This window comes from Pseudomonas sp. URIL14HWK12:I12, assembly GCF_003097135.1.
Classification (GTDB): domain Bacteria; phylum Pseudomonadota; class Gammaproteobacteria; order Pseudomonadales; family Pseudomonadaceae; genus Aquipseudomonas.
This window is the reverse complement of sequence record NZ_QEQL01000003.1, coordinates 88,673-110,195: the sequence shown is the minus strand read 5'-3', so window position 1 is coordinate 110,195 and position 21,523 is coordinate 88,673. Positions and strand designations below refer to the sequence as shown.

General features: G+C 57.2%; 12 protein-coding genes and 2 pseudogenes. 4 read left to right on the top strand and 10 right to left on the bottom strand.

Annotation, left to right across the window (positions count from 1 at the left end; all coding sequences use genetic code 11):
- Positions 1–145: 145 nt before the first annotated feature.
- The 7 genes and pseudogenes from F474_RS10580 to F474_RS10555 form a co-directional block, all read right to left on the bottom strand.
- Entirely contained in the window at positions 146–3,343 is a 3,198-nt protein-coding gene (locus F474_RS10580) for a type I restriction endonuclease subunit R (protein WP_097084369.1), read from the bottom strand.
- Positions 3,344–3,366: 23 nt separating this feature from the next.
- On the bottom strand, positions 3,367–5,517 hold the full coding sequence (locus F474_RS10575) for a DUF4357 domain-containing protein (protein ID WP_097084368.1): 2,151 nt from the start codon (positions 5,515–5,517) through the stop codon (positions 3,367–3,369).
- Between the two features lie 22 nt (positions 5,518–5,539).
- On the bottom strand, positions 5,540–6,916 hold the full coding sequence (locus tag F474_RS10570; RefSeq protein WP_097084367.1) for a restriction endonuclease subunit S: 1,377 nt from the start codon (positions 6,914–6,916) through the stop codon (positions 5,540–5,542).
- Positions 6,913–8,889: a class I SAM-dependent DNA methyltransferase gene (locus F474_RS10565; protein ID WP_097084366.1), complete on the bottom strand. Its 1,977-nt coding sequence runs from the start codon at positions 8,887–8,889 to the stop codon at positions 6,913–6,915. The genes F474_RS10570 and F474_RS10565 overlap by 4 nt, the downstream gene beginning before the upstream one ends.
- A 345-nt stretch (positions 8,890–9,234) precedes the next feature.
- Positions 9,235–9,669: pseudogene (locus F474_RS22945) on the bottom strand (helix-turn-helix domain-containing protein); the annotation flags it as partial.
- Between the two features lie 962 nt (positions 9,670–10,631).
- Positions 10,632–12,069: pseudogene (locus F474_RS22940) on the bottom strand (N-6 DNA methylase); the annotation flags it as partial.
- 511 nt (positions 12,070–12,580) lie between these two features.
- Positions 12,581–13,045 (bottom strand): GNAT family N-acetyltransferase, encoded by a 465-nt coding sequence (locus F474_RS10555; protein WP_097084364.1) that lies wholly within the window; start codon positions 13,043–13,045, stop codon positions 12,581–12,583.
- 122 nt (positions 13,046–13,167) lie between these two features.
- Between F474_RS10555 and F474_RS10550 the strand changes: the two genes are divergently transcribed.
- Positions 13,168–13,722 carry a hypothetical protein gene (locus tag F474_RS10550; RefSeq protein WP_097084363.1) on the top strand — a complete coding sequence of 185 codons (555 nt, stop codon included), beginning with the start codon at positions 13,168–13,170 and terminating at the stop codon, positions 13,720–13,722.
- Between the two features lie 293 nt (positions 13,723–14,015).
- Here the strand turns inward: F474_RS10550 and F474_RS10545 are convergent, their stop codons facing one another.
- Positions 14,016–15,320: an LLM class flavin-dependent oxidoreductase gene (locus F474_RS10545; protein ID WP_097084362.1), complete on the bottom strand. Its 1,305-nt coding sequence runs from the start codon at positions 15,318–15,320 to the stop codon at positions 14,016–14,018.
- Entirely contained in the window at positions 15,317–16,270 is a 954-nt protein-coding gene (locus F474_RS10540) for an ABC transporter substrate-binding protein (RefSeq protein ID WP_097084361.1), read from the bottom strand. Before F474_RS10540 ends, F474_RS10545 begins: the two co-directional genes overlap by 4 nt.
- 314 nt (positions 16,271–16,584) lie before the next feature.
- Here F474_RS10540 and F474_RS10535 point away from each other — a divergent pair, with 314 nt between their 5' ends.
- The 3 genes from F474_RS10535 to F474_RS10525 all read left to right on the top strand — a co-directional run bounded on the left by F474_RS10535 (position 16,585) and on the right by F474_RS10525 (position 19,936).
- A complete protein-coding gene (locus tag F474_RS10535; RefSeq protein WP_097084360.1) occupies positions 16,585–18,465 on the top strand; it encodes a methyl-accepting chemotaxis protein in 1,881 nt (626 codons plus the stop codon).
- Positions 18,466–18,617: 152 nt separating this feature from the next.
- Positions 18,618–19,484 carry an NAD synthetase gene (locus F474_RS10530; RefSeq protein ID WP_097084768.1) on the top strand — a complete coding sequence of 289 codons (867 nt, stop codon included), beginning with the start codon at positions 18,618–18,620 and terminating at the stop codon, positions 19,482–19,484.
- A complete protein-coding gene (locus F474_RS10525) occupies positions 19,481–19,936 on the top strand; it encodes a hypothetical protein (protein ID WP_097084359.1) in 456 nt (151 codons plus the stop codon). Before F474_RS10530 ends, F474_RS10525 begins: the two co-directional genes overlap by 4 nt.
- A 36-nt stretch (positions 19,937–19,972) precedes the next feature.
- On the opposite strand, the gene F474_RS10520 is transcribed toward F474_RS10525, so the two are convergent.
- Positions 19,973–21,454 carry a YdgA family protein gene (locus F474_RS10520; protein ID WP_097084358.1) on the bottom strand — a complete coding sequence of 494 codons (1,482 nt, stop codon included), beginning with the start codon at positions 21,452–21,454 and terminating at the stop codon, positions 19,973–19,975.
- Between the last annotated feature and the right edge of the window lie 69 nt (positions 21,455–21,523).

The following is a 21,523-nucleotide window of genomic DNA, read 5'->3' as shown; positions in this document are numbered from 1 at the left end:
TACCGTCTACCATGCATCATAGACAGATGCTCTCCTTGATGGATGTCAAAATTTATCTCAAGCTTCTCACGAAGCTTGAGAATGTAACCGAAAAAATCACATGTCCAGGATGGCACTCTGCGGCACCTCTCTCTGTCCTATCGAGCTACCCCTGAACATCATGATTTGGCGAATTCTCACCAAAAGACTTGAGCATCTTCAGAATCGTCAGTGCGAACGCTCTCGTCTTTGTTTCACTATCTAAAACTTCCAAAGACAGCTTTTCGTGATCAGTGATGGAGTCCAGCACCGTGTCCAATACCCGCCTGGGGAATAGGCCATGCATAACCTGGTCGGTCGAGTGATTGTTGACCTGAGCCATCACATCTTCTTGTCGACTAATGCGTTTTGCAATGCCGGTTAGAAAATGCAGCTGATCGTCATCGCTCACCTCTGCTCCAAAAATATCGTTTAGTGCCTTCACAATCTCTGATAGGCGCTTTTTCTCCGGGTCGTGAGGCTTGCCGCTGCCTACCTCGCTCGCTGGTTGCAACTGGTGTTCACTGTTATCAGCACTTAGCTGAAGCATCTGTTCTGCGCGTTTGCTTAGCCGATAGTGAGTCAACTCCAGCTCGCCTAGATCTACATCGTCCCGCTCAAGCCGATCTACTCGAAGTAACGGATACAGGTGCTTAGCAAAGACACAAAGCTGCTCTAGCTCACGGTCTTCGTACGGGACAATTTGCGAGAGGAATTCATACAGACGCACAAAGCTTTGCAGGTTCTTTCGGAAAAGGTCGAGCTGATCCACCTGCTCGCCCGCCTCCCTTAGAGCATGCTCAGCTTTCTTCAAACCGGCGCTATCGCCGTTGGCCTCAGCGATCCGCTTGTAATCCAGTGCTTGCTGGCGCGATTCGACGCTGAAGGCGTAACGCTTGGCAAAGCGTTCCTTTGCCGGTTGGCAGTAATAGCTGAGCTTGCTAGCGGCCGCTTGGGGGTCGAAGAACGCCAGGGCGAACGCCTCAACCTCCTGCCAGTGATAGACCCCTTCAGCATCCAGCCTTTTCTGCAGGTCATAGATGATCTGCGGGTCAGTGACATCGCTCAGCTCGGCTTTGGTGTAGTAGGGCAAGAAAGCATCTAGAATGTCCTGCGGCTCGTTGAAAAAGTCGAGGATGAAGGTCTGCTTCGCAGGGAAGGTTCGATTAAGGCGCGATAGCGTCTGTACGCAATCCACGCCCTGTAGCTTCTTATCAACGTACATCGCGCACAGCTTGGGCTGGTCAAAGCCAGTCTGGTACTTGTTGGCCGCGATCATGACGTTGAAATCTTGAGTGTCAAATGCCTTGGCAAGGTCGCGGCCATTTAGGCCAGTATTCAGCAGACTGCTAGTCTCGGTTACCTCCTCTGGAATCACGTCATCAGGCAACACGCTACCCGAGAAGGCCACCAGTGGATGTACATCGGCATACCCCATCCGCTCTACATAATCTTTAACTGCCAGTTGGTACCGCACCGCCTCCTGACGACTGCTGGTGACTATCATTGCCTTGGCCTGACCGTTGAGCAAATGAAGGATATTGGCGCGGAAATGCTCAACGATGATCTCGACTCTCTTGTCGATATTGTAAGGATGCAGCCGCACCCATCGTGCCAGCTTCATGCGCGCTTTCTTCGAGTCCACCTCGTCGTCTTCACCATCGGGGTGGGCGATCTTCCACGCTGTGCTGTAAGTGATGTAATTCTGCAGCACATCGAGAATGAAGCCCTCCTCAATGGCTTGGCGCATTGAATACAGATGGAACGCCTCGGGCTTATTGCTTGCACTCGGTGGCAACGTGGGGTCAGGCACCCGACCGAACAGTTCCAAGGTTTTAGCCTTGGGTGTGGCGGTGAAGGCGTAATAGCTGATGCGCTCGTTCGGCTTGCGCGCTTGCACGGCAGCGTCGAGCAGGTCTTCAGCGCTGATCTCTTCAGCTTCGAGCGCATCACTGCCGAGGATCTGCTTCAGTTTGCTAGCCGAGGAGCCGGTCTGTGAGGAATGCGCCTCGTCGGCAATCACCGCATAGCGCCCTGAGGCCAGCTTTGGATACTTCTCTAGCGCGTCGAACAGCGCAGGGAACGTCTGGATAGTGACGATGATGATGCGCGTCTGCTCAGCCAGTGCCTCCGCCAGTTGTTCAGACTTGCTCTGGTTGCCAACGTCGCGGGTAATTGGCCTCACCACACCCTGAGCGTGCTCGAACTGGTAGATGGTGTTCTGCAGCTGGCTATCTAGCACCGTGCGGTCGGTGACTACGATCACCGAGCTGAACAGCCGCTGACCATCGTCGTTGTACATGGAAGCAAGCTGGTGGGCGGTCCAGGCGATAGAGTTGGACTTACCAGAACCTGCGCTGTGCTGAATCAGATATCGCTTGCCTGGTCCTTCAGTGTGAGTGGTTTCGATTAGCCGGTTGACCACATTCCACTGATGGTAGCGGGGGAAGATCATCGTCTCTTTGGTGGTGAGCGTACCGTCAAAACCCTCGCTGGTCTTCTTATCCAGGTGCAGAAAACGTCCCAGCACCTTCAGCCAGGCATCCGGCTGGAACAGCTGCTGCCAAAGGTAGCCGGTGGCGTACTGACTGTCGTCGGGCGGTGGCGGGTTGCCTGCTCCGCCTTCCAAGCTGCCAAGGTTGAACGGCAGGAAGAAGGTGTCCTTGCCGTCCAGCTTGGTGGTCATTGCCACCTCATTCTGGCCGACGGCGAAATGCACTAGCGCGCCGCGCTTAAAGGTCAGCAGCGGCTCGGGCTTGCGGGTCAGCGGATCTTTTACCGGACGGTCGTAGCGGTACTGGCGCTTGGCATTTTCTACCGACTGCTTAAATTCGCTTTTTAGCTCCAGCGTCGCTGTGGGGATGCCGTTGACGAACAGCACCAGATCCAGACGCGGGTTGTAACTCTGCCCGCCCGCACCGGCTTCCCGCGCGTGGGGGGAGTAGGACACCTCCGGCACCACGCGCAGGCGGTTGCACTGGTAGCGCTTGAGGGTATCCGGGTTCATGCCGTGATCGGGCTTGAGGCTGCACAGCTCCACCTTCACCGCCGGCAGCTTGAAGCCATGGCGCAAAACATCCAGGGTGCCGCTCTGCTCCAGCTCGCGCACCAGCTTCTGTACCAACACCTCGTCCGGGTTATTCGGGTTGGCCTTGGCGAACTTGTGCCAACGCTCCGGCCAGGCTGTCTTGAAGTAACCGAGAAAGTCCTCGGTATACAGCGCCGTGCGCCGGTCATAGCCACTGCCCGGGCCGGTGAGCCAGCCCTGAGCGGTCATGGCGGTGATGATGTCCTGCTGGAATTGATATTCCTTACTCTCGGCCATGCTCAATCCTTTCTGCCGAAGCCTTAATGGCTTTCGTCCATCACTGCCTCAGCAGCTAAATCATCATTGCGACCTGAAGCAGGCCTCTCAGCGGACTGACTGTTTAGCCACGTTCCATAATCAATCGTCGTGCCCTGTAATCGCCAACTGGCTCGACCGTTGTCGGCTCTACCAAGGATGACTGCAGACGCAGCGCTGGGGCTTTTGAAGGCCACGTCACGGGTGAATACCAAAAGCTCACCAGCGTCATCAAAATGAAAACATCCTTCCTCCATCAGCTGAGCATGCAACGAGGCGTAGTTATGCGGCACACCAATCCACTCCGGGCGTGCCTTCGAGCCCTTCAGTACTACAAACTCATTGCCCAATTCTCGGGCATTTGCCTCCAGCCCGCTTTTCGGCTGTTTGAGTTCGAACAGCGCCTCCGCCTCTGCAAGGGTTTGCAAAGCAACTTGCTGCATCGCTTGCTCGATGCTGGTGATACGGCCTTCTAGACACCAAACCTGCTCGAGCTTGCTCAACAACGAAGCCTGTCGCCCCTTGATGACATCAACAGTCCAACAATCGTGCTGCAGCACCTGAGTGGTCAGCGCAAACGACGAAACCCCACCTTTGGTGAAATAGGCCGTCTTTTTCTTGGGAAATTCGTAGTTACTGGCGGAGCTGTTCTTCCTCCGGCTCAGAAGGGCTAGATTACCTAATCGATGAACCCAATGCTGGTGCTGCTCTAGCTCCGGTACCCATTCCTTCCACTTGCTGCCCGATGCCGGCTGTCTCGGCAAAACGTGCTCAACACTTACAACGTCGTGTTGATAGCTTGCACTTCCATCAGAGAGCAAAGCATCCAGCCGTAACAGAAGAACCCCCAAGGCCTTCGGTGAATGTGTCTCGTAGAGCGGGCCGTTGAGCACGTTATAGGTTTCATTCTGCTCGGCTGGCCGCAACTGGAGTGGCGATTGCTGCAACGCTAGATCGTCACCTTTTTCCACCGCCTCGATCAGTTTCGAAAACCGTTCAATGCGCGCGTTGACCCCAGCTTTACGCACCAGCATTGAATAAGCTAGCCGTTCCAAACCCTTGAAGAACGACACCATGGCCTTCGGCTCGTTGTGGCGGCGGATATAGAAGCACAACGCGGGCGGTACCCAGTCCTTGAACTCCAGATAGTTCAGCCAGCGCAGATGATTGTTAACCTCCTCTGCCAACTCAGGGCTGCTGTATTCCGCGTCGGTTATTGCCTCGTAGGCTTCTGCCATAGGCAGCAGTACTTGTTCCATGAACAACTTGGGTTGGGCTGAAAGCGTAACGTGGGTGCGGAACTCCTTGAGAAGAGTCCCTTGCGACTTGGCCTTGCGATAGACCATCCGAATATGACTGAACAGCTCACTGAAACTGCTCCGCCCCAACGACTCCTCAACATCCTCCCAACGCCTGGTGTAAGCGTCCCTTAGTGCTTCGGGCAGCGAGCCGATTATCTCTGCCTTCAGAATATCGGTTGCGCTGAGATCGAGGCCTCGGCTGTTCAATACGCCGAAGATACGATACGCCGAGTCAAGGTCTGGTGTAGAGACGACCACCAGAAAGCAGCGTGTAACAATGAACTGCACGAGTCGAACCAACTCGGCTTCGTCCAATGCACTCAGCTCTCGCAAAAAGAGCCGAGCATTGGAGCGCATACGATTAGGGGCGTCGTGCAGCGTGGCGTTTACCTCCATCAACTGACCCAAGCCACTCTCATGCTGTACGTACTTACGGAAAAACTCTCGGTCGCGTTCACGCAGCGATAGTCGATAGCGAGGCTCAACCGCTGCCACCACATCACCTGTCTCATAAATGCGCTTGGTGATACCGGCCTGAACACTTGAGTCCTGAACCGTTGCCCGAATGGCCGATAAAAGCAGCGTCAATGTGGTCAGCCGCTGCTGACCGTCTACCACTGTCGCATCCGGCACGGCGTCGCGCTTGATCAGGACGATGCTGCCGAGAAAATACGGCATGGAATCGGCCAGCTTCTCGGGCGCATCGCGCAAAGCGCCAAGTAGGTCATCCAGCAGCTCCTGAGCCTGTTCCTCGCCCCAAGCATAGGGGCGCTGGTAGCCTGGGATAGTGAATACGTAATCATCCGAGAAAACCTTGGACAATGCCTGCTCTTTGGCACTAAGGGTATGGCTCATCAATTCATCCTTAAATTAAAAATCAAACTTCCAGGGTTTTGCGATGCTGCGCACTTTTTTCAGTAGCTGGTCGCCAACCGCGCACGTCAATTTTGCCGGTGACGGCGGCGGAGATCAGAGCGGAACGGCGTTCTTGAAGTAAACCAATCCCTGTATCCCCTTCTGAGATCATCGCATCCAGTCTTCGTATTTGGCCGTCTATAAAGTCAGCGATAGCGTCTTGTTCGTTACTCGGCGGCACTGCAAGCAAGAAGGCGAGCAACGAAGCTTGTGGTAGATTATTGGCCAATCCATTCCCACCGCTGAGCGCCTGCTCAATTTGAGCGCGCATGAACTGTGCGTTCATTACCCAAACAAAAAAGGAGCTGCTGACATTTTCTTCCAAGTGGATCCGAAAGATCTTGTCAGAAAGCATCAACCGTTCGCGAACTTCCCCAAGCAGTGCAGTTGAACCTACTAGTTCAGGTGAACCGCTTGCCCGCGACATCAATATATCGCCAGCACGAACCTCGTATTCAGTGATCGGTTCCAGACTCGCAGGTAAAGTCTTGTTTTCAGAAGGATCAAATACCCCCCGATTAACACAGCCGGCTTTCAGTATGCCCCAAGCATCCTCAGCAGCAGGGTTTGCCTCACATTCGGGGCTCCAGCCTTGCTCAATGGCACAAATTACACGTCGAGCAGAGCAGACATCCCAATGCACCGGCACCTCGCCCAGCCACTCCACTCCAGAGTCTTTCATCGGCACCGTAGGATCAAGACCTTTGGTGATGGCGTGGGAGATCACGGCCTGGCGCTTTTCCTTGAGCAGTTCTATCAGGCGCTGCTGCTCTTCGATCAGCGCATCAATGCGGGCGGTTTCGTAGTCGAGGAAGCGGGCGATCTGGATTTGTTCGCCAGCAGGTGGAATTGCGGTGAAAAGTCGTCCAAAAGACTCGGGATAAAGCCTCAACCGGGAATCCATAATCCCTGCGGAGTGAGTTTTAAAATATCTAATGCATTCATCTGAACGCACCAAATAATCAAGAAACTTAGGTACCGAGCCATCCGTCACATAAAAAACACAGTACGCAGGACTAACAATTCCTCTTTGCCAAGCGAAACCAAGCCCTCGATTCCAGGCCAGCATAATGTTAATTACGAGATCGCCTACCTGGCACACTTTGTATCCTTCAAGAGACTCAGCGCGCGATAGATGGTCGCCTTCATCCAGCGTCTCAGATCGTGGCTTTATCCCAAAATACGCAGAGACTGACAAAAGGTCTTCGCTTCCATCCGAACTACGCTCAAGCCTTTCCAAAAAAACATTCTTGAATCGCTTTAGCGTCCAATGATCTGGAAATTCGCCAAGCACCTCGATTCCGGAATGCTTATACCTCGAATATGTAGGGAAGCTCATGCCGACAGCCCTTCAATCATCTGCTTAATACGGTCGGTGCAGGCTTTCAGGTCATTGTCGATCTCAGCCAGCGGGCGCGGCGCCTGGAAAACATAGAAATGGCGGTTGAAGGGAATGTCGAAGCCGACAATGCCGACCTCGCCGTCCAGCGCATCGGTCTTGCTCTCGTCGATCCAGGCATCCGGCACATGGGGGATGACTTCGCGCTGGAAGTAGTCGCATATCGACTCGCCCAGCGGCACGTTCTCGTTATCGCGCAGCCCAGCATCCGCTTCCGGCTGGCCTTTAGTCATGCAGGTATCTGCCTCGGGGTCGCGCTCGCTCAGGGCGCTCATCAAGGCTTTTAACTCCGGCGTGCTGAGGCTGACGCCGTGCGTGGTAAGGGATTTCTTCAGCAGCTTGCTGAACTGCTCGCGGTTACGGTGTAACACGCTCGCGTCCATCGCTTGCAGGGCGGTAAGCAGTTTCTGCTGAGCGACACTGCCGAGTTTCTGCAGGGCCTTTTCTTCCGACACCTTAGCGATGCGCTCGGCACTGGTCTGGAAGTTCAGGCGCAGCGGGCGCTCGACCGTGATACGGCGGTAGCCGAAAGCATCGATGGGAAAGATCTTGCTCTGCGCGGTGTGCTCGAAGCTGCCATACAGGCGCACCAGCTCACTGATTTGACTCTCGGTGATGTACTGGCGCTTACTGCCCAGCGACTTGCGCATCTTGGCGAAATGCTGGCTGCCGTCGATCAACTGCACCTTGCCCTGGCGCGCAGCGACTTTGTGGTTGGAGAGTATCCACACATAGGTAGCGATGCCGGTGTTGTAGAACATGTCTGTGGGCAGCGCGACGATGGCTTCAACCAGATCGTTCTGCAGCAGGTAGCGGCGAATTTCCGACTCGCCAGAGCCCGCGCCCCCGGTAAATAGTGGCGAGCCGTTCAGGATAATGCCGATGCGCGAACCACCATCGCGCGGATCACGCATCTTGCTGACCAAGTGCAAGAGGAACAGCAGCGAGCCGTCGGACACGCGCGGCAGGCCTGGACCAAAGCGGCCGTCGAAGCCCTTCTCCGTATATTCGTCAGTGATCTGCTTCTGAACCTTCTTCCACTCTACGCCGAATGGCGGGTTGCTGAGCATGAAGTCAAAGCGTTTGTTAGCAAGCTGGTCGTTGGACAAGGTGTTGCCGAGCTTGATGCTGGTGACGTCTTGACCTTTGATCAGCATGTCCGCTTTGCAGATGGCGTAGGACTCGGGGTTGAGCTCTTGACCGTGCAGAGACACGGTGACCTTGTCGCTAGTGGACTGTATGTATTCGTCACCTTCGGAAAGGAAACCGCCGGTGCCCGCGGTTGGGTCGTAAATGGTGACAATGCTATTGGGCGCGAGCTTGCCATTCTGGCCGGTGATCACCAGCGAGGTGGTGAGGTGCACGATATCGCGGGGGGTGAAGTGCTCCCCGGCGGTTTCGTTCGAGCTTTCGGCAAATTTGCGGATCAGCTCTTCGAAGATGATGCCCATACCGAAGTTGCTGATGTGCTCAGGGCTTAGATCGGTAGCAGCGAAGCGCTGTACGACCTGATATAGCAGGTTGGCGCTAGTCAGCTGCTGAACGAAATCTTCAAAGTGGAAGTGCTCGAAGATCTCGCGGGCATCCTTGCTAAACGCTTGTACGTAGCTCATTAGGTCGGCGGCGGTCTGGGTGTCAGACAACGTGGCGAGGGTGAGCGGCGAAGCATTGAAGAACTGTTGGCCGGCGGTGCGCAGCAGGATCATCTCGCGCACCGCGTCAGGCCGACCTTCCTGGGCAAAGGTCTGTTTGATGACCTCATCCTTAGTGGGCGCAAGCACGCATTCCATCCGCCGCAGCAACGTGAACGGCAGGATGATGCGACCGTACTGGGACTGCTTGAAGTCACCGCGTAGCAGGTCGGCAATCGACCAGAGAAAAGCGGCCGTCTGAGAATGGTTTTCCGTGTTCACGCTGGAGCTCCTTAAATAGCGTGCAAAACCAGATTCCACCCTGTCAAGTGAAATAAAATCAGCCAGTTCGGAAATACGTTTTACTCAGCCGATGCCTGACAAGGTGGAATAGGGTTAATTTAAAATTATCAATTTGAGATAAAACTTATCACAAAAAACAGATGGTATGAGCTTTAGATTACGAAAATGCCCCTAGAGATTATAGACCAGCTCTAGTTAAATGCATTGCGAAACACTAAACATCTGACTAAGCCAAGCGAGACTAACCGGCCGCATTAATTATAACACACACGACCCGACATTAAATAACTCGCCAAACTAGCAAGCCTTTCGGCATGCTTTAAATCAATAACCAAAATGATTTTTTACATATTCAACAAGCTTAGGCCCCTCCAGCTTATCTGTTGCAGGATTGGTTCTAACGTAAAAATCCTGACCATAGAGATAACACGGATTTACCGACGACTTGCAATCAATCCACAAAACATTCTTTCCATCCAAGATAACAAGCTTAGTTGAAATGAACGGGTAGTATTGTTCACCCACCCTGCTTTTCAATTTATTTTTAAAGTACAAAAGAAATTTATCTTTGCTCCCCTTATGGAATCGATTTATCTCATCATTCAACCCAAGAAGCTCACCATCATCTGAAACACCGATCAAGAGGGACCCACCGTCGGTATTTAAGAAAGCGACGACTGTTTTGAGTGATGCATCCTCAATATAGTCCGCCTTTTCTTGTTTTTTTATATCAAGACTAAATGACGACTTGAGTTCCGTCACATCCGTCTCACCCATCCGAATTATATTTCTTATTTTATCCTCAACCGTCAAGCGACCTATAACCTCTAGCATCCCGTCAAGTCTATGATTAAGTGAACTTGAACTTGTAGGGTTCAAGGCCACCTCGCTATCAAATCTTTCAATAGCCTCTTTTAGAGATTTCAACTTTCTCGAAGTATTAACAATTTCCTTTTGCTCATCTAGACTTGGGAGCGCCACAACAATACGATCCAGATCATCAGACCTAAAATATTTCACTGTTACACCCTGCATGCATGCCGCCAGGCATAACGCACCAAGCTCTGAATGGAAGAAAGTCACAATGTAATCCGCTACTGCCTCCTTCCCAATTACAACTTGAATATAATCCTTATGCGATTTTGAATCAACATTAAGGACAGATTTTACTCTTGGCGAACCTTTTTTATTAAAATACAAAGAGTTTTCACGATGTAAAAGCTGTTCCACTCTTCCGCCATCAATTACTGCCATTGCAAGATGCCCCAAACTTGAAGAAGAATAGCTCTTATATTGTGACTCAAGGCGTTCAATCTGGCCTTGCACTTTAAATCTATTGAAGTTTATTTCATATCCAATAATTCCAATTTTTCTGTCAGTTTTATCACCAGATGGCGGAGCAAGCCAAGAGTCCTCTGCGTACGGCCTAATCTCCCTATCAAAATAATCTTCAACAGATTGACTTAACGGCACGCTCACTAACTTTCGCCCGTAGATATCAGCAATAAATTCACCGTTATTTTTCAGCATTGGCTTGGCATTAGGATCGCGCTCACCAAAGCAGGCTAACACTGCTTTTTCCGCGCCTTGGGTAAGGCTTTTGATGCCAGCAGCTATCAGGAAATCTGGAAAATTATCGAACCATCCTTTTACCTTGCCAAGTAGTTCCACCTGCTCGGATCCTTTAAACCTCTCGTAGGCGGCTAGCTTTGTTGGCGTTACGGAGAAACTCAAGCGCAACGGGCGCTCTATAGTTATAGACTGATAGCCTAGTTCTGTATTGAACAGGATCTTGCTATTCGATCCATCCTTAAAAGCCTCGTACAACTTTATGATTTCGGCAACTTGCTCTTCGGCAAAGAATTTACGCTTGTTCCTTATACTCTTTCGCATGGGCGCATAAATGGTACTGGCGTCGATAAGCTGCACCTTACCTATGCGGTCAGCGCTCTTACGGTTGGACATCACTAAAAGATAGGTAGCGATACTGGTGTTGTAGAACATATCGGCAGGCAACGCGACGACAGCTTCGACCAGATCGTTCTGCAGCAGGTAGCGGCGAATTTCCGATTCGCCTGAGCCCGCGCCGCCGGTAAACATTGGCGATCCGTTGAGAATGATACCAATGCGTGAACCACCATCGCGTGGATCGCGCATCTTGCTCACTAGGTGCAGGAGGAACAGAAGCGAGCCATCGGACACGCGCGGCAGACCTGGTCCAAAGCGACCATCGAATCCCTTTTCCGTATATTCGTCGGTGATCTGCTTCTGAATCTTCTTCCACTCCACGCCGAATGGAGGGTTGCTAAGCATGAAATCGAAACTCTTTTCGGCTAGCTGATCGTTGGACAGGGTATTGCCGAGCTTAACGCTAGTGATGTCTTGCCCCTTGATCAGCATGTTCGCTTTGCAGATGGCGTAAGACTCGGAGTTGATGTCTTGGCCGTAGAGGGAAACGGTGACTTTATTACTAATGGACTGGATATATCCGTTGCCTTCAGACAGAAAGCCACCGGTGCCGGCAGTTGGGTCATAGATAGTGACGATGCTGTTCGGGGCAAGCTTGCCGTCCTGCTCAGTGATCACTAGAGAGGTAGTGAGGCGCGCGATGTCGCGCGGGGTGAAGTGCTCCCCAACGGTTTCGTTGGAGCTTTCAGAGAATTTATGGATCAGCTCTTCGAAGATGAGGCCCATGCCGAAGTTGCTGATGCGCTCAGGGCTTAGATCGGTAGCAGCGAAGCGCTGTACTACCTGGTACAGCAGGTTGGCGCGGGCCAGTTGCTGGACGAAACCCTCGAAGTGGAAGTGCTCGAAGATATCGCGCGCATCCGTGCTAAAGGCCTGTACGTAGCTCGTCAGGTCGGCGGCGGTCTGGGTGTTGGACAGCGTGGCGAGAGTCAGCGGCGAGGCGTTGAAGAACTGTAAGTGTCCAGTAGCGCGGCGCAGGAACATCTCACGCACGGTATCCGGGCGGCCTTCGTGTGCGAAGGTCTGTTTGATGACCTCATCCTTAGTGGGCGCAAGCTCGCATTCCATCCGCCGCAGCAGCGTGAACGGCAGAATGATGCGACCGTACTGGGACTGCTTGAAGTCACCACGTAGCAGGTCGGCAATCGACCAGAGAAAAGCGGCAGTTTGAGAATGGTTTTCCGTGTTCACGCTGGAGCTCCAAGAATCGCTCGCAAAAACGCTAGTTTAGCTTGAATGAATCAAGCGGTTAGGCCCTACTCCTGCCATCTAGCTACATAGCGCTACCACTGGCCAAGCGGCAGAAAACCGTGTCTCCGCGCCGGATAGGGCGGCTACGCTCAGAGAATCAGCGAGCTAGAAAAATGCTAGATCCCTGTGGCAAGCCCAATCAACCTCAGTTGGCGAGGCGCTAGACACTTCTAGTAATGAGCCAAACGCCTCGAAGACATCCGCTGGCAAGCATTGCCACAAATTTGCCACACTCAGCCCACTAATCACGGCGAAATCGAGCTAACACGAGCTAACCTAACTCGTTGATCAGCAAGCTAATATCGGCTAACGTATTGTTTCTAAACGCCGACTTCTAGGACTCCGAAGGCAGGGGTCGTGGGTTCGAATCCCGCCGAGTGCGCCATCTCAAGAAGGCTCAGGTCACATACCTGGGCCTTTTGCTTTTTCTGGGCCTTCTCCGCACGTTCGCTCAGCCTTCAGCCGGCCCCAGCCTAACTTCCATAACGAGGGTACGCTCGCCTTCGCGGCACACTTCACGAACCGCCGCATAACCCAGCGCTTCGTAAAAGCCCTGCGCCGTAATGGAAGACGGAACGCTCAGCCGGCTTACCCCCGAATTCGCCGCAAAAGCGTGAACGGCCTGCATAAGCGACCGGCCAATGCCTTGCCTGTGACAGTCCGGGTCGACGAACACGCTTCTGACTACACGCCCTTCCAGGCTCGCGGTGCCCACGGCCCGGCCATTGAGCGAGGCCACGAAAACGGTTCGCGTGCTCAACCGCTGGCCTACCGCCTGCGGCGTGAAATTTCGCTCCACTTGGGCGATGACCTCTGCGGGGTAATCCGCCGAATTCGAGCGGCGCAAGGCGGCGATCACGATGCGGCTGATGGGGGCAGCGTCCTCGGGTAAGGCACGGCGTATCTCAAGTTTCATCCTGCCTCCTGCAAGGGCGCCGAAGCCCACTGCCCTTGATCATCGCCACGGCTGGCCGCCATTCACAATCATCGCCGCGCCAACCGAAACCCTAAGTCACCTCTACACGCTAGATTAGCCCCATGAACACACCCAAGCAGCGCTCCGCCCTCTTCACCGTCCTGACCATCTTTCTGGTCGCTATTGTCGGCATGGCCTGCATGGGCCTGATCGGCCTGGCCCTCTTCGGGTTCTTCCAAGGCATAACCTTCATCGACGGCTTTGCCAGCGGTGCGTTGCTGCTGGTGTTCTGCCTGGTTGTCTGGAAGGCCCGGCTCAGTTGGGATAAACCCATTCCAGTCGCTGTGCTGATCGTGTACTTCGCTTTTCTGGGGATGTTTCTCGACATGCGCGGCAACCCGCTCTACAACCTGCCGCTGGAATGGGTGTTCGCGCCCGCCGGAGCAGTGTTGCGGGCCCACGAACTGGTGAGCCACGCTGCGGGCACTACGGCCGTGAACTACGAATTCCGCTTCATCGATGCCCACGGTGAGGTGGTGCGCGAGTTGAGCGGTTGGATCGTGTCGCCCTTTCGCTTCGTGGAATACCTGGCGGTGCTGAGCCTGGTAATGTGGCCGGCAACGTGGCTGCGCCGGCGGTATGGCGGTTCGCAGTGGTTGCCGCCTGAGGCCCCGTGAGCTGGCAGGCAATGCGCTGAGCCTGCTCAGTGGCATAAATCGCGGCCACAAAAAAACCCGCCGAAGCGGGTTCTGTGCCCATTACCATCCCAGCATCCTGCCGGCAGCCTCCTGGCCATGGTCGACCATCCGTGATCGTCGCGCTGCAATCCGTGACAGCGCGTTGGGTAGGTGTAGATTAGGGCCTGGGCCGCTCCTGCAATAGTGGACATTGCCACCACAGCGTGTAAGCCATTGGCTATCGCCTAGCGTGGAGATGGCTGAATAGAGCCGTCGCAGGCCTGGGAGCCTGGTCAGCGCCTAAGCCCCAGGCTGTCACGCAAGGTGGTCCCTTCATAAGCTGTGCGGTACAGGCCCCGGGCCTGCAGCAACGGCACGACCTCCTGCGTAAAGCGCCGGAACTGCTCAGGGTGGCCGATATAGATATTGAAGCCATCGACCGCGCGCGCCTCGAACCAAGCGGCCATCTTTTCGGCCACCGTCGAGGCACTGCCCACAAATGCCCCGGGGCGTAACTGGCGCCCGAACTCCACGGCCTGGCGCAAGGTGAAGCCCTTTTCCCGAGCCTGGTCGGCGATGCGTTTGGCATTGGTGAAAAAGCTGCTGCGCGCGGCTTCCAGGCTCTGCTGGGGGAACGGTGCATCGAGGTCGTACTGGCTGAAGTCGTACCAGCCGAAGTTGCGGCCGAATTCCTTGAGCGCGAGCTCGAAACTGTGATCGGCCTGGTGGTAATGCCGCTCGATCTCGCGGGCGTGCTCGTCGGTGTCGCCCACATAGATTTCCGCCCCCGGCAGCACCAGCAGTTGCTCGGGGTCTCGGCCCAGGCGTTCAGCGCGGCCTTTGACGTCGCGATAGAACGCCTGGCCCTGCTCGATGCTGGCGGCGTGGGTGAAGATCACATCCGCCGTGGCGGCGCCCAGCTCGCGGCCTTGCTCCGAATCACCCGCCTGGAAGATCACCGGCTGGCCTTGCGGCGAGCGCTGAATGTTCAGCGGGCCGGCGACCTGAAAATGCTCGCCCTTGTGGTTCAGCGCATGCAATTTGGTGGGGTCGAAGAACTGCCCGGTGGTGCGGTCGCGCACGAAGGCGTCATCCTCATAGGACTGCCAGAGCCCCTGCACCACTTTCACATGCTCGGCGGCACGGCCGTAGCGGGTGTCGTAGTCGTAGTGCTCGTCGCGGCTGTAGTTGCCGGCGGTGCCTGCGTCTGCGCTGGTGACGACGTTCCAGCCGGCGCGGCCCTTGCTGATCAAATCGAGCGACGCCAGCCGGCGTGCAACGTTGAAGGGGGTGTTATAGGAGGTGGTGAGCGTGCCCACCAAGCCCAGGTTGCGAGTGGCCATCGCCAAGGCCGAGAGCAGGGTGAGCGGTTCCAGGCGGTTGAGGTAGTGCGAGGGTGAGCCGGGGGTGATGAACTGGCTGTCGACGATGAAGATCAGGTCGAACAGCGCCGCCTCGGCCTGCTGGGCGATGCTCACGTACCAGTCGATGTTCACGCTGGCGTCGGCGGGCAGTTCCGGGTCCAGCCACAGGTTATGCCGCCCCGGGCCGCCGCAGCCCATGGTCAACGCGCCCAGCTTGATCTGCCGTTTGCTCATGGGTGCTTCTCCTGGCTGCCGGCCAGTGCGCCTGCAAAGGACGTATCGAACAGCCCAGCGGCCGAGTAGGTTTTGATCAGGCCGAGCCCTGCGAAGAAATCCACGGTCTTCTGAGCGTTGGCTACCGTTTCGGCTGTAGGGGCAGCAACATCGGTTTGCGCGCGGGCGAACCAGATACGTGCGATCTCGCTGTCGGCACGGCTGCTCTTGGCCCAGGCCTCGGCGTAGGCGGCGGTATGCGCCGGGTCGCTCAGGGCCCAGTCGCGGGCCTTGCGCAGGCGCTTGAGGAAGTCTTCGATAGGTGCACGTTTATCCTTGATGGCCGCGTTGTTGGCCACCACGAAGCTCTGCGCCGGGATCAACCCCTCGGCCGTGGCCAGTACCCGCGCACCTTGGCGCTCCTGCTGGGTAACGTAGGGTTCCCAGGTCGCGATCACGTCGACCGAGCCGCCGTCCAGTGCATGGGAAGCGTCCAGGGCGCTGAGGTAGCTGTATTGCACGGTATCGCGCGGTACCCCGGCGTTGTCCAGGGCGGTCAGCAGCAACTGCTGGCTCCAGGAGCCCTTCCAGATCGCCGCACGCTTGCCCCGCAGGTCTTGCAGGCTGTGGATATCGGACCCCTTGCGCACCAGGATCGCAACGCCCTGGCGGCTTTGCTGGCTGACCCCGATCACCTTGATCGGCGCACCGAGTGCCCCGAGAAACAGCGGTGGCGCATCGCCCAGCAGGCCGATGTCGAGGCTGCCCACGTTCAGGGCTTCGGCGACCGGCGAGCCTGCGGTGAACTGCTTCCATTCCAGGGTGTAGGGCAGGTCGGCCAGCACACCGGCGGCTTCCATCACTGCGCGGGCGTTGTAACTCTGGTCGCCAACCACCAGGGTTTCGGCCACGGCGCTGGCGCTCAGGCCAACCAAAGCAAGGCCAGCGGCCAGCTGTTTGAAATATCGCACGAATCGCCTCCAGATACCTTCACAGGCAAAGTGGGCCGATCCGCACGCGCGGTCTCGCCGGAAATGATGCCTGCCGCAGCAGGCCAACGCACCGGATGTTAACGCAGAGGCCGGGTTTTATAATGCAATATTTGCATATTAGCTTATGCAAAATGTTCCAATTTTGAATAAAACGCTTCCAGCGTGCACCGCTCGTCCAATACCGGTCAAAGCGTTAAAGAAAGGTTTTAGCCAGCCGAAAACACCGATGCGCCTGACTCTACAACCGGCGAGATAGACCGGCCGGGCTTTAAAACAACCATCGAGTGCCTCCTATGACGCTTAAATTTCGTCACAAGATCCTGCTGGCCGCTTCCGCGGTAGTGATCGTGGCTTTTGCCTTGTTCACGTTCTACAACGACTACCTTCAGCGCAAGACCATCGATCAGAACCTCGAAGCCTCGGTCAGCCAGGCTGGAGAGCTCACTGCCACCAGCATTCAGCATTGGCTGGGCGGCCGCGTGCTGTTGCTGAACAACCTGCAGCAAAACGTGGCGGCGCAAGGCGTGCACAGTGATCTGGGCACGCTGATCGGCCAGCCTAGCCTGACCTCTACCTTCCAGTTCACCTATGTGGGTGATGACAAGGGTGTATTCACCCAGCGCCCGAACGTCGAGATGCCGGCCGGCTACGACCCCCGCAAGCGGCCTTGGTACACCAGCACGGTAGAAGCCGACAAGGCGATCATCAGCGCGCCATACCAGGCCTCCGTGGGTGGCCTGGTGGTGACCGTGGCAAGCCCGATCCGCGAAAACGGCAAGGTGGTGGGCGTGGCCGGTGGCGACGTAAGCCTCGACACCCTGGTCAAGATGATCAACTCCGTAGACTTCGGCGGTATAGGCTATGCGTTCCTGGTAAGCGCCGATGGCCAGGTGATCGTCAGCCCGGACAAAACCCAGGTGCTGAAGAACCTCAAGGATATATACCCCGGCCAGGTCATTACCCTGGATCGGCCCCTGCACGGGGTGACACTCGGCGGCGAGCAGCGCCTGTTGTCGTTCACCCCGGTGGAAGGCCTGCCGGGGGCGCAGTGGTACATCGGCCTGTCGATCGACGCTGAAAAAGCCTACGCACCTCTGCGCCAGTTCCGCAGCTCTGCGCTGGCGGCGATGGTTATCGCCGTCGGTTTGATCGCGATACTGCTGAGCTTGCTGATCCGCGCACTGATGCGCCCGTTGACCGACATGGGCCGTGCCATGCAGGACATCGCCCAGGGCGAAGGCGACCTCACCCGCCGCCTGCAGATTCAGGGCAATGACGAATTTGCCCAGCTGGGCGGCGCTTTCAACCAGTTCGTGGAGCGTGTGCACGCCTCGATCAAGGAGGTGTCTTCGGCCACTCGCCAGGTGCACGACCTCTCGCAACGGGTCGTGGAGTCGTCCAATGCTTCGATCATCGGTTTCGATGAGCAAAGCGCACGCACCAGCAGTGTGGCTGCCGCGATCAACGAGCTGGGCGCCGCTGCCCAGGAAATCGCCCGTAATGCCTCCGACGCCTCAAGCCAGGCTAGCGGCGCGCGCCACCAGGCCGAGGCAGGCCGGTCGGTGGTTGAGCAGACCCTGCAGGCGATGACCTCGCTGTCGGCGAAGATCAGTGATTCGTGCATCCATATCGAAAAGCTTAACGCCAGCACCGACAACATCGGGCAGATCCTCGATGTGATCAAAGGCATCTCCCAGCAAACCAACCTGCTGGCACTCAATGCGGCCATCGAGGCGGCCCGTGCCGGTGACGCCGGGCGCGGTTTTGCAGTGGTCGCCGATGAGGTACGCAACCTGGCGCACCGCACCCAGCAATCGGCCGACGAAATCCACGGCATGATTGGCGAGCTGCAGGCCGGCTCCCAGGAAGCGGTCGAGACGATGAACCAGAGCCAGGCCTCCAGCCAGTCGAGCATGGAGGTGGCCAACCAGGCCGGCGAGCGCTTGCAGGAAGTGACCCAGCGCATCGGCCAGATCGACGGCATGAACCAGTCGGTCGCGGCCGCCACCGAAGAGCAGAGCAGCGTGGTGGAAACGCTCAATGTGGACGTCACCCACATCAACACCCTGAACCAACAGGGCGTGGCCAACCTCAACGCCACCCTGGGTGATTGCGCGGCGCTGTCGCAGCAAGCTGGGCGGCTCAAGCAACTGGTAGATGGCTTCAAGATCTGAAGCCAGGTGATGCAGGCGCGCGACAAGCCGCGCGCCTGCCCTCTGGGTTGTGCGATCCCCGCACAGCGCCGATACTTCCTCGCTCATTCCACTGAGCAAGGACCTGCACAGTGCCGCCCGCACTTCCCGACTCCCTGTCCCCTCTCAACGGCATGGCACGCGCCCGTGCCGAGGCGCGCTTCAACCTGCCCAAGCTGTTCGCGGCCATCGACGCCGACCCCGGCATCGTCGGTGCCGGGGTGGTGTTCATCGACGAAGAGTTCAATGTCATCACCCTGCGTGAATTCAGGCCGATCTGCAGCATCCTGCCCAAACGCATCATCCTGCGCGCCACCCCGCGCTACACCTCGCCCCAGCAGTTCGTGCAGAAGGTAGAAAACAACCCGCGCGAATCGCGCCTGGTGGTTGAGGCAGCCAACATGGCGTTGTCGTGCACGGGCGCCGTGCTGAGCTGGCTGGTGGTGTTCAGCGGCACGGTGGCCGTGCCGTTCACCGGCGGCGCCAGCCTGGCGCTGACCTACTTGGGGGGCGCGGCAGCCACTGCGGCGACGCTTCAATGCGTTGCCGGTGGCGTACGCACTGCTGCGGAGGTAGCCGACCCCAGCTTCAACGATGCCCTGGACGACAGCGAGTGGTACACCACGACCATGTCGATCCTGGACGTGGTGTCGCTGGCCGGTGCGGGCGGCTCGGCGCTCACGACCGTCAAATACGTACGCACCCTCAAGGCTTCTACCGGCCGGCCATGGCGGGCGATTCTGGGCACGCTCAACCGCGCCGAGCGCAAGCGGCTCACCCAGGAACTGCTCAAGATCAAGGACCCTACGCTCACCGGCAAGCTGTTGAAACTGGAACAGCGCGCTGGGCGTTTGCCAGTACGCCATTCGCCCACCGAGCTGCGCCATGCCACCAAAACCATGATCAAGGATTCGCTGGGCGGCGCGCTCTCGCTGGTGGGCAGCGGCGCCAGTGGCAACCTCAACTCCATTGCCCTGGCGCTGTACGAGGAGGTGCAATGATCGAGCAACGGCTGGAGCTGCGCAGGTTCCTGCGACGCCATTTCGCAGTGTTTGCCGTGATGTATGTGGCCGGCGTTTTGTCTCTGGTGTCGGCCAACTTCCTGTTGGGCCTGCTCCACGCGCCGAGAAATGAATTGGCAGCCCCGTTCTTCACGCTCATGGGCTGCGCCCTTGCCTGGTCGCTGGCGACCTTTGCGATGATAAGGGGCTTCAGGTGGGGCACCCAGGCTCTGGTGACCCTGCTGCTGTTCAGTGGCGGGGCGAACCTGATCGCCTGGTGGCAGGCCGGCTCGGGGCTCGAACAGAAGATGGCCATGGGCGGGCTGGCGCTGGCGCTGCTGGGGCTTCTGGCGGTCAACAGCCGGCGCCATCGAGAAATGCGACAGCGCCTGAGGGATTACCGCGCGATGCGCCAAACCCGCGCGCAACGCATGCGGTCCCACACGCGGTAACGTGCAGGGGCGGCAGTACCGCCCCGCGCGACCGGTTTACTGCGCCGTACGGCCTGACTTGCTCATCACGAAGTTAACGAATTGTTCGAGGGTCATCTTCTGGCCGTTGAAGTCGACCATGCCCTTCTCGAAGTGCAGGTCACTGCGGATGTCATTGCCGTCGACCCGCGCCACCCCTTGCATGGCAGCGACGCCGGCCAGCATGTTGGCGGTGCCTTCGGCGTTGCGTGCCAGCGCCGCGGCGTCGGTTTGCCCGGTAAGCTGGCCTTGCAGGGTGACGATGTCCTGGATGGTGGCCTTGGCGACCGCAACCTTGAGATCAAGCTGGCTGACCAGTTGCTGCACCAGTTGGTCTGGTGGCAGGTCGGGGCTGGCCGGGCGGGCGAAGTCGACCGACAGGTTCACGTGGCTCTCGCCATTGGTCGTCTTCAGGCCCAAAGGCGCCAGCTCGATGTGGGGTTTGGCTTCTAGCAACGTCATCAGCAGCACTTGCAACTGGGCTTGGTCCGCATCGCTCAGTTGCAGCTCGAACTGCTCGCCGGCCTTGGCGGCCTCTTCGGCCTGCGGCTCGACCTTGGCCTTATAGAAGGCCACCAGGTCGCGCGTGGCATTGGCGTCGAAATCGCGGAAGGCCCAGCGCATCTGCAGGCTGCCAACGGGTTTGTTGGCGATGCTGGCCTGTTCCAGTGTGTAGTCGACCGAGCCCTTGAGCTTGCCGTCCAGTTCTTCCAGCGAGCCGACACCGACCAGGTTCTTCAACGTCAGCGGCACATTGCCTGGGACCTCGAAGCCCATATCGCCGATACGGATCTCACTGTTGCCCAGGTAGAAGCCGGACACACCCTTGATGCCGCCGGTCTTGAAGGTGATGTTATTGGCCTGCAGGTGGGTCGGGCCGTCTGCGCTGCGAGCCTTCAGGTCGAAGCTGCCGATGTCGCCCTTGGCATCCAGGCGGGTGCCATCGAAGTCACCGGTACCCTCAGCGGTCGCGCCAGAGAACGTCAGCGTGGCGTCGTCTTTTTCCCAGGTAAAGGGCTGCGCTTTCAGGGTGGTCTGCACATTCTTGTCGTAGCCGATGGTCGACTGCGCCTGCAACGGCGATACGCCTTTGGTGAGCGCGAACCAGCCGGCCATTTGCGGCGTATTGACCATCTCGGTGTGCACGCCGGCCAACACGGGCAACAGCTTGAAGCTGCTCACGCGCGACCAGGGGAACGGGCCATGCTCGATGTCGGCACGCACCTGCACCTCGACGGGCTGGCCTTCGTTGATCTTGGCGGTGGTGAACGTGGCGGTGTAGTAGGCGGTGCTGGAGAACCAGCGGCGCTCGAAACCGGTGAGGTCGATACGAGCGGAGATGTCTTTGCCGGCCAGGGCCTCGGCTAATTGCTGGTTGTTGCGCTCCATATCCGTGCGCAGCAGCGGCTCGATCTGCGTGCCGGTGTACCAGGCACCGCCACAGGCGACGCCGGCCAGGATGACGACAACGCCACCGATGATCGAAACAGACTTGCTCATGAACGAGAGGCTCCTTGCTGAGGCTTTCCGTAGGCCATTGCGAACACGGCCATGTTTGGGCGTGCTGAT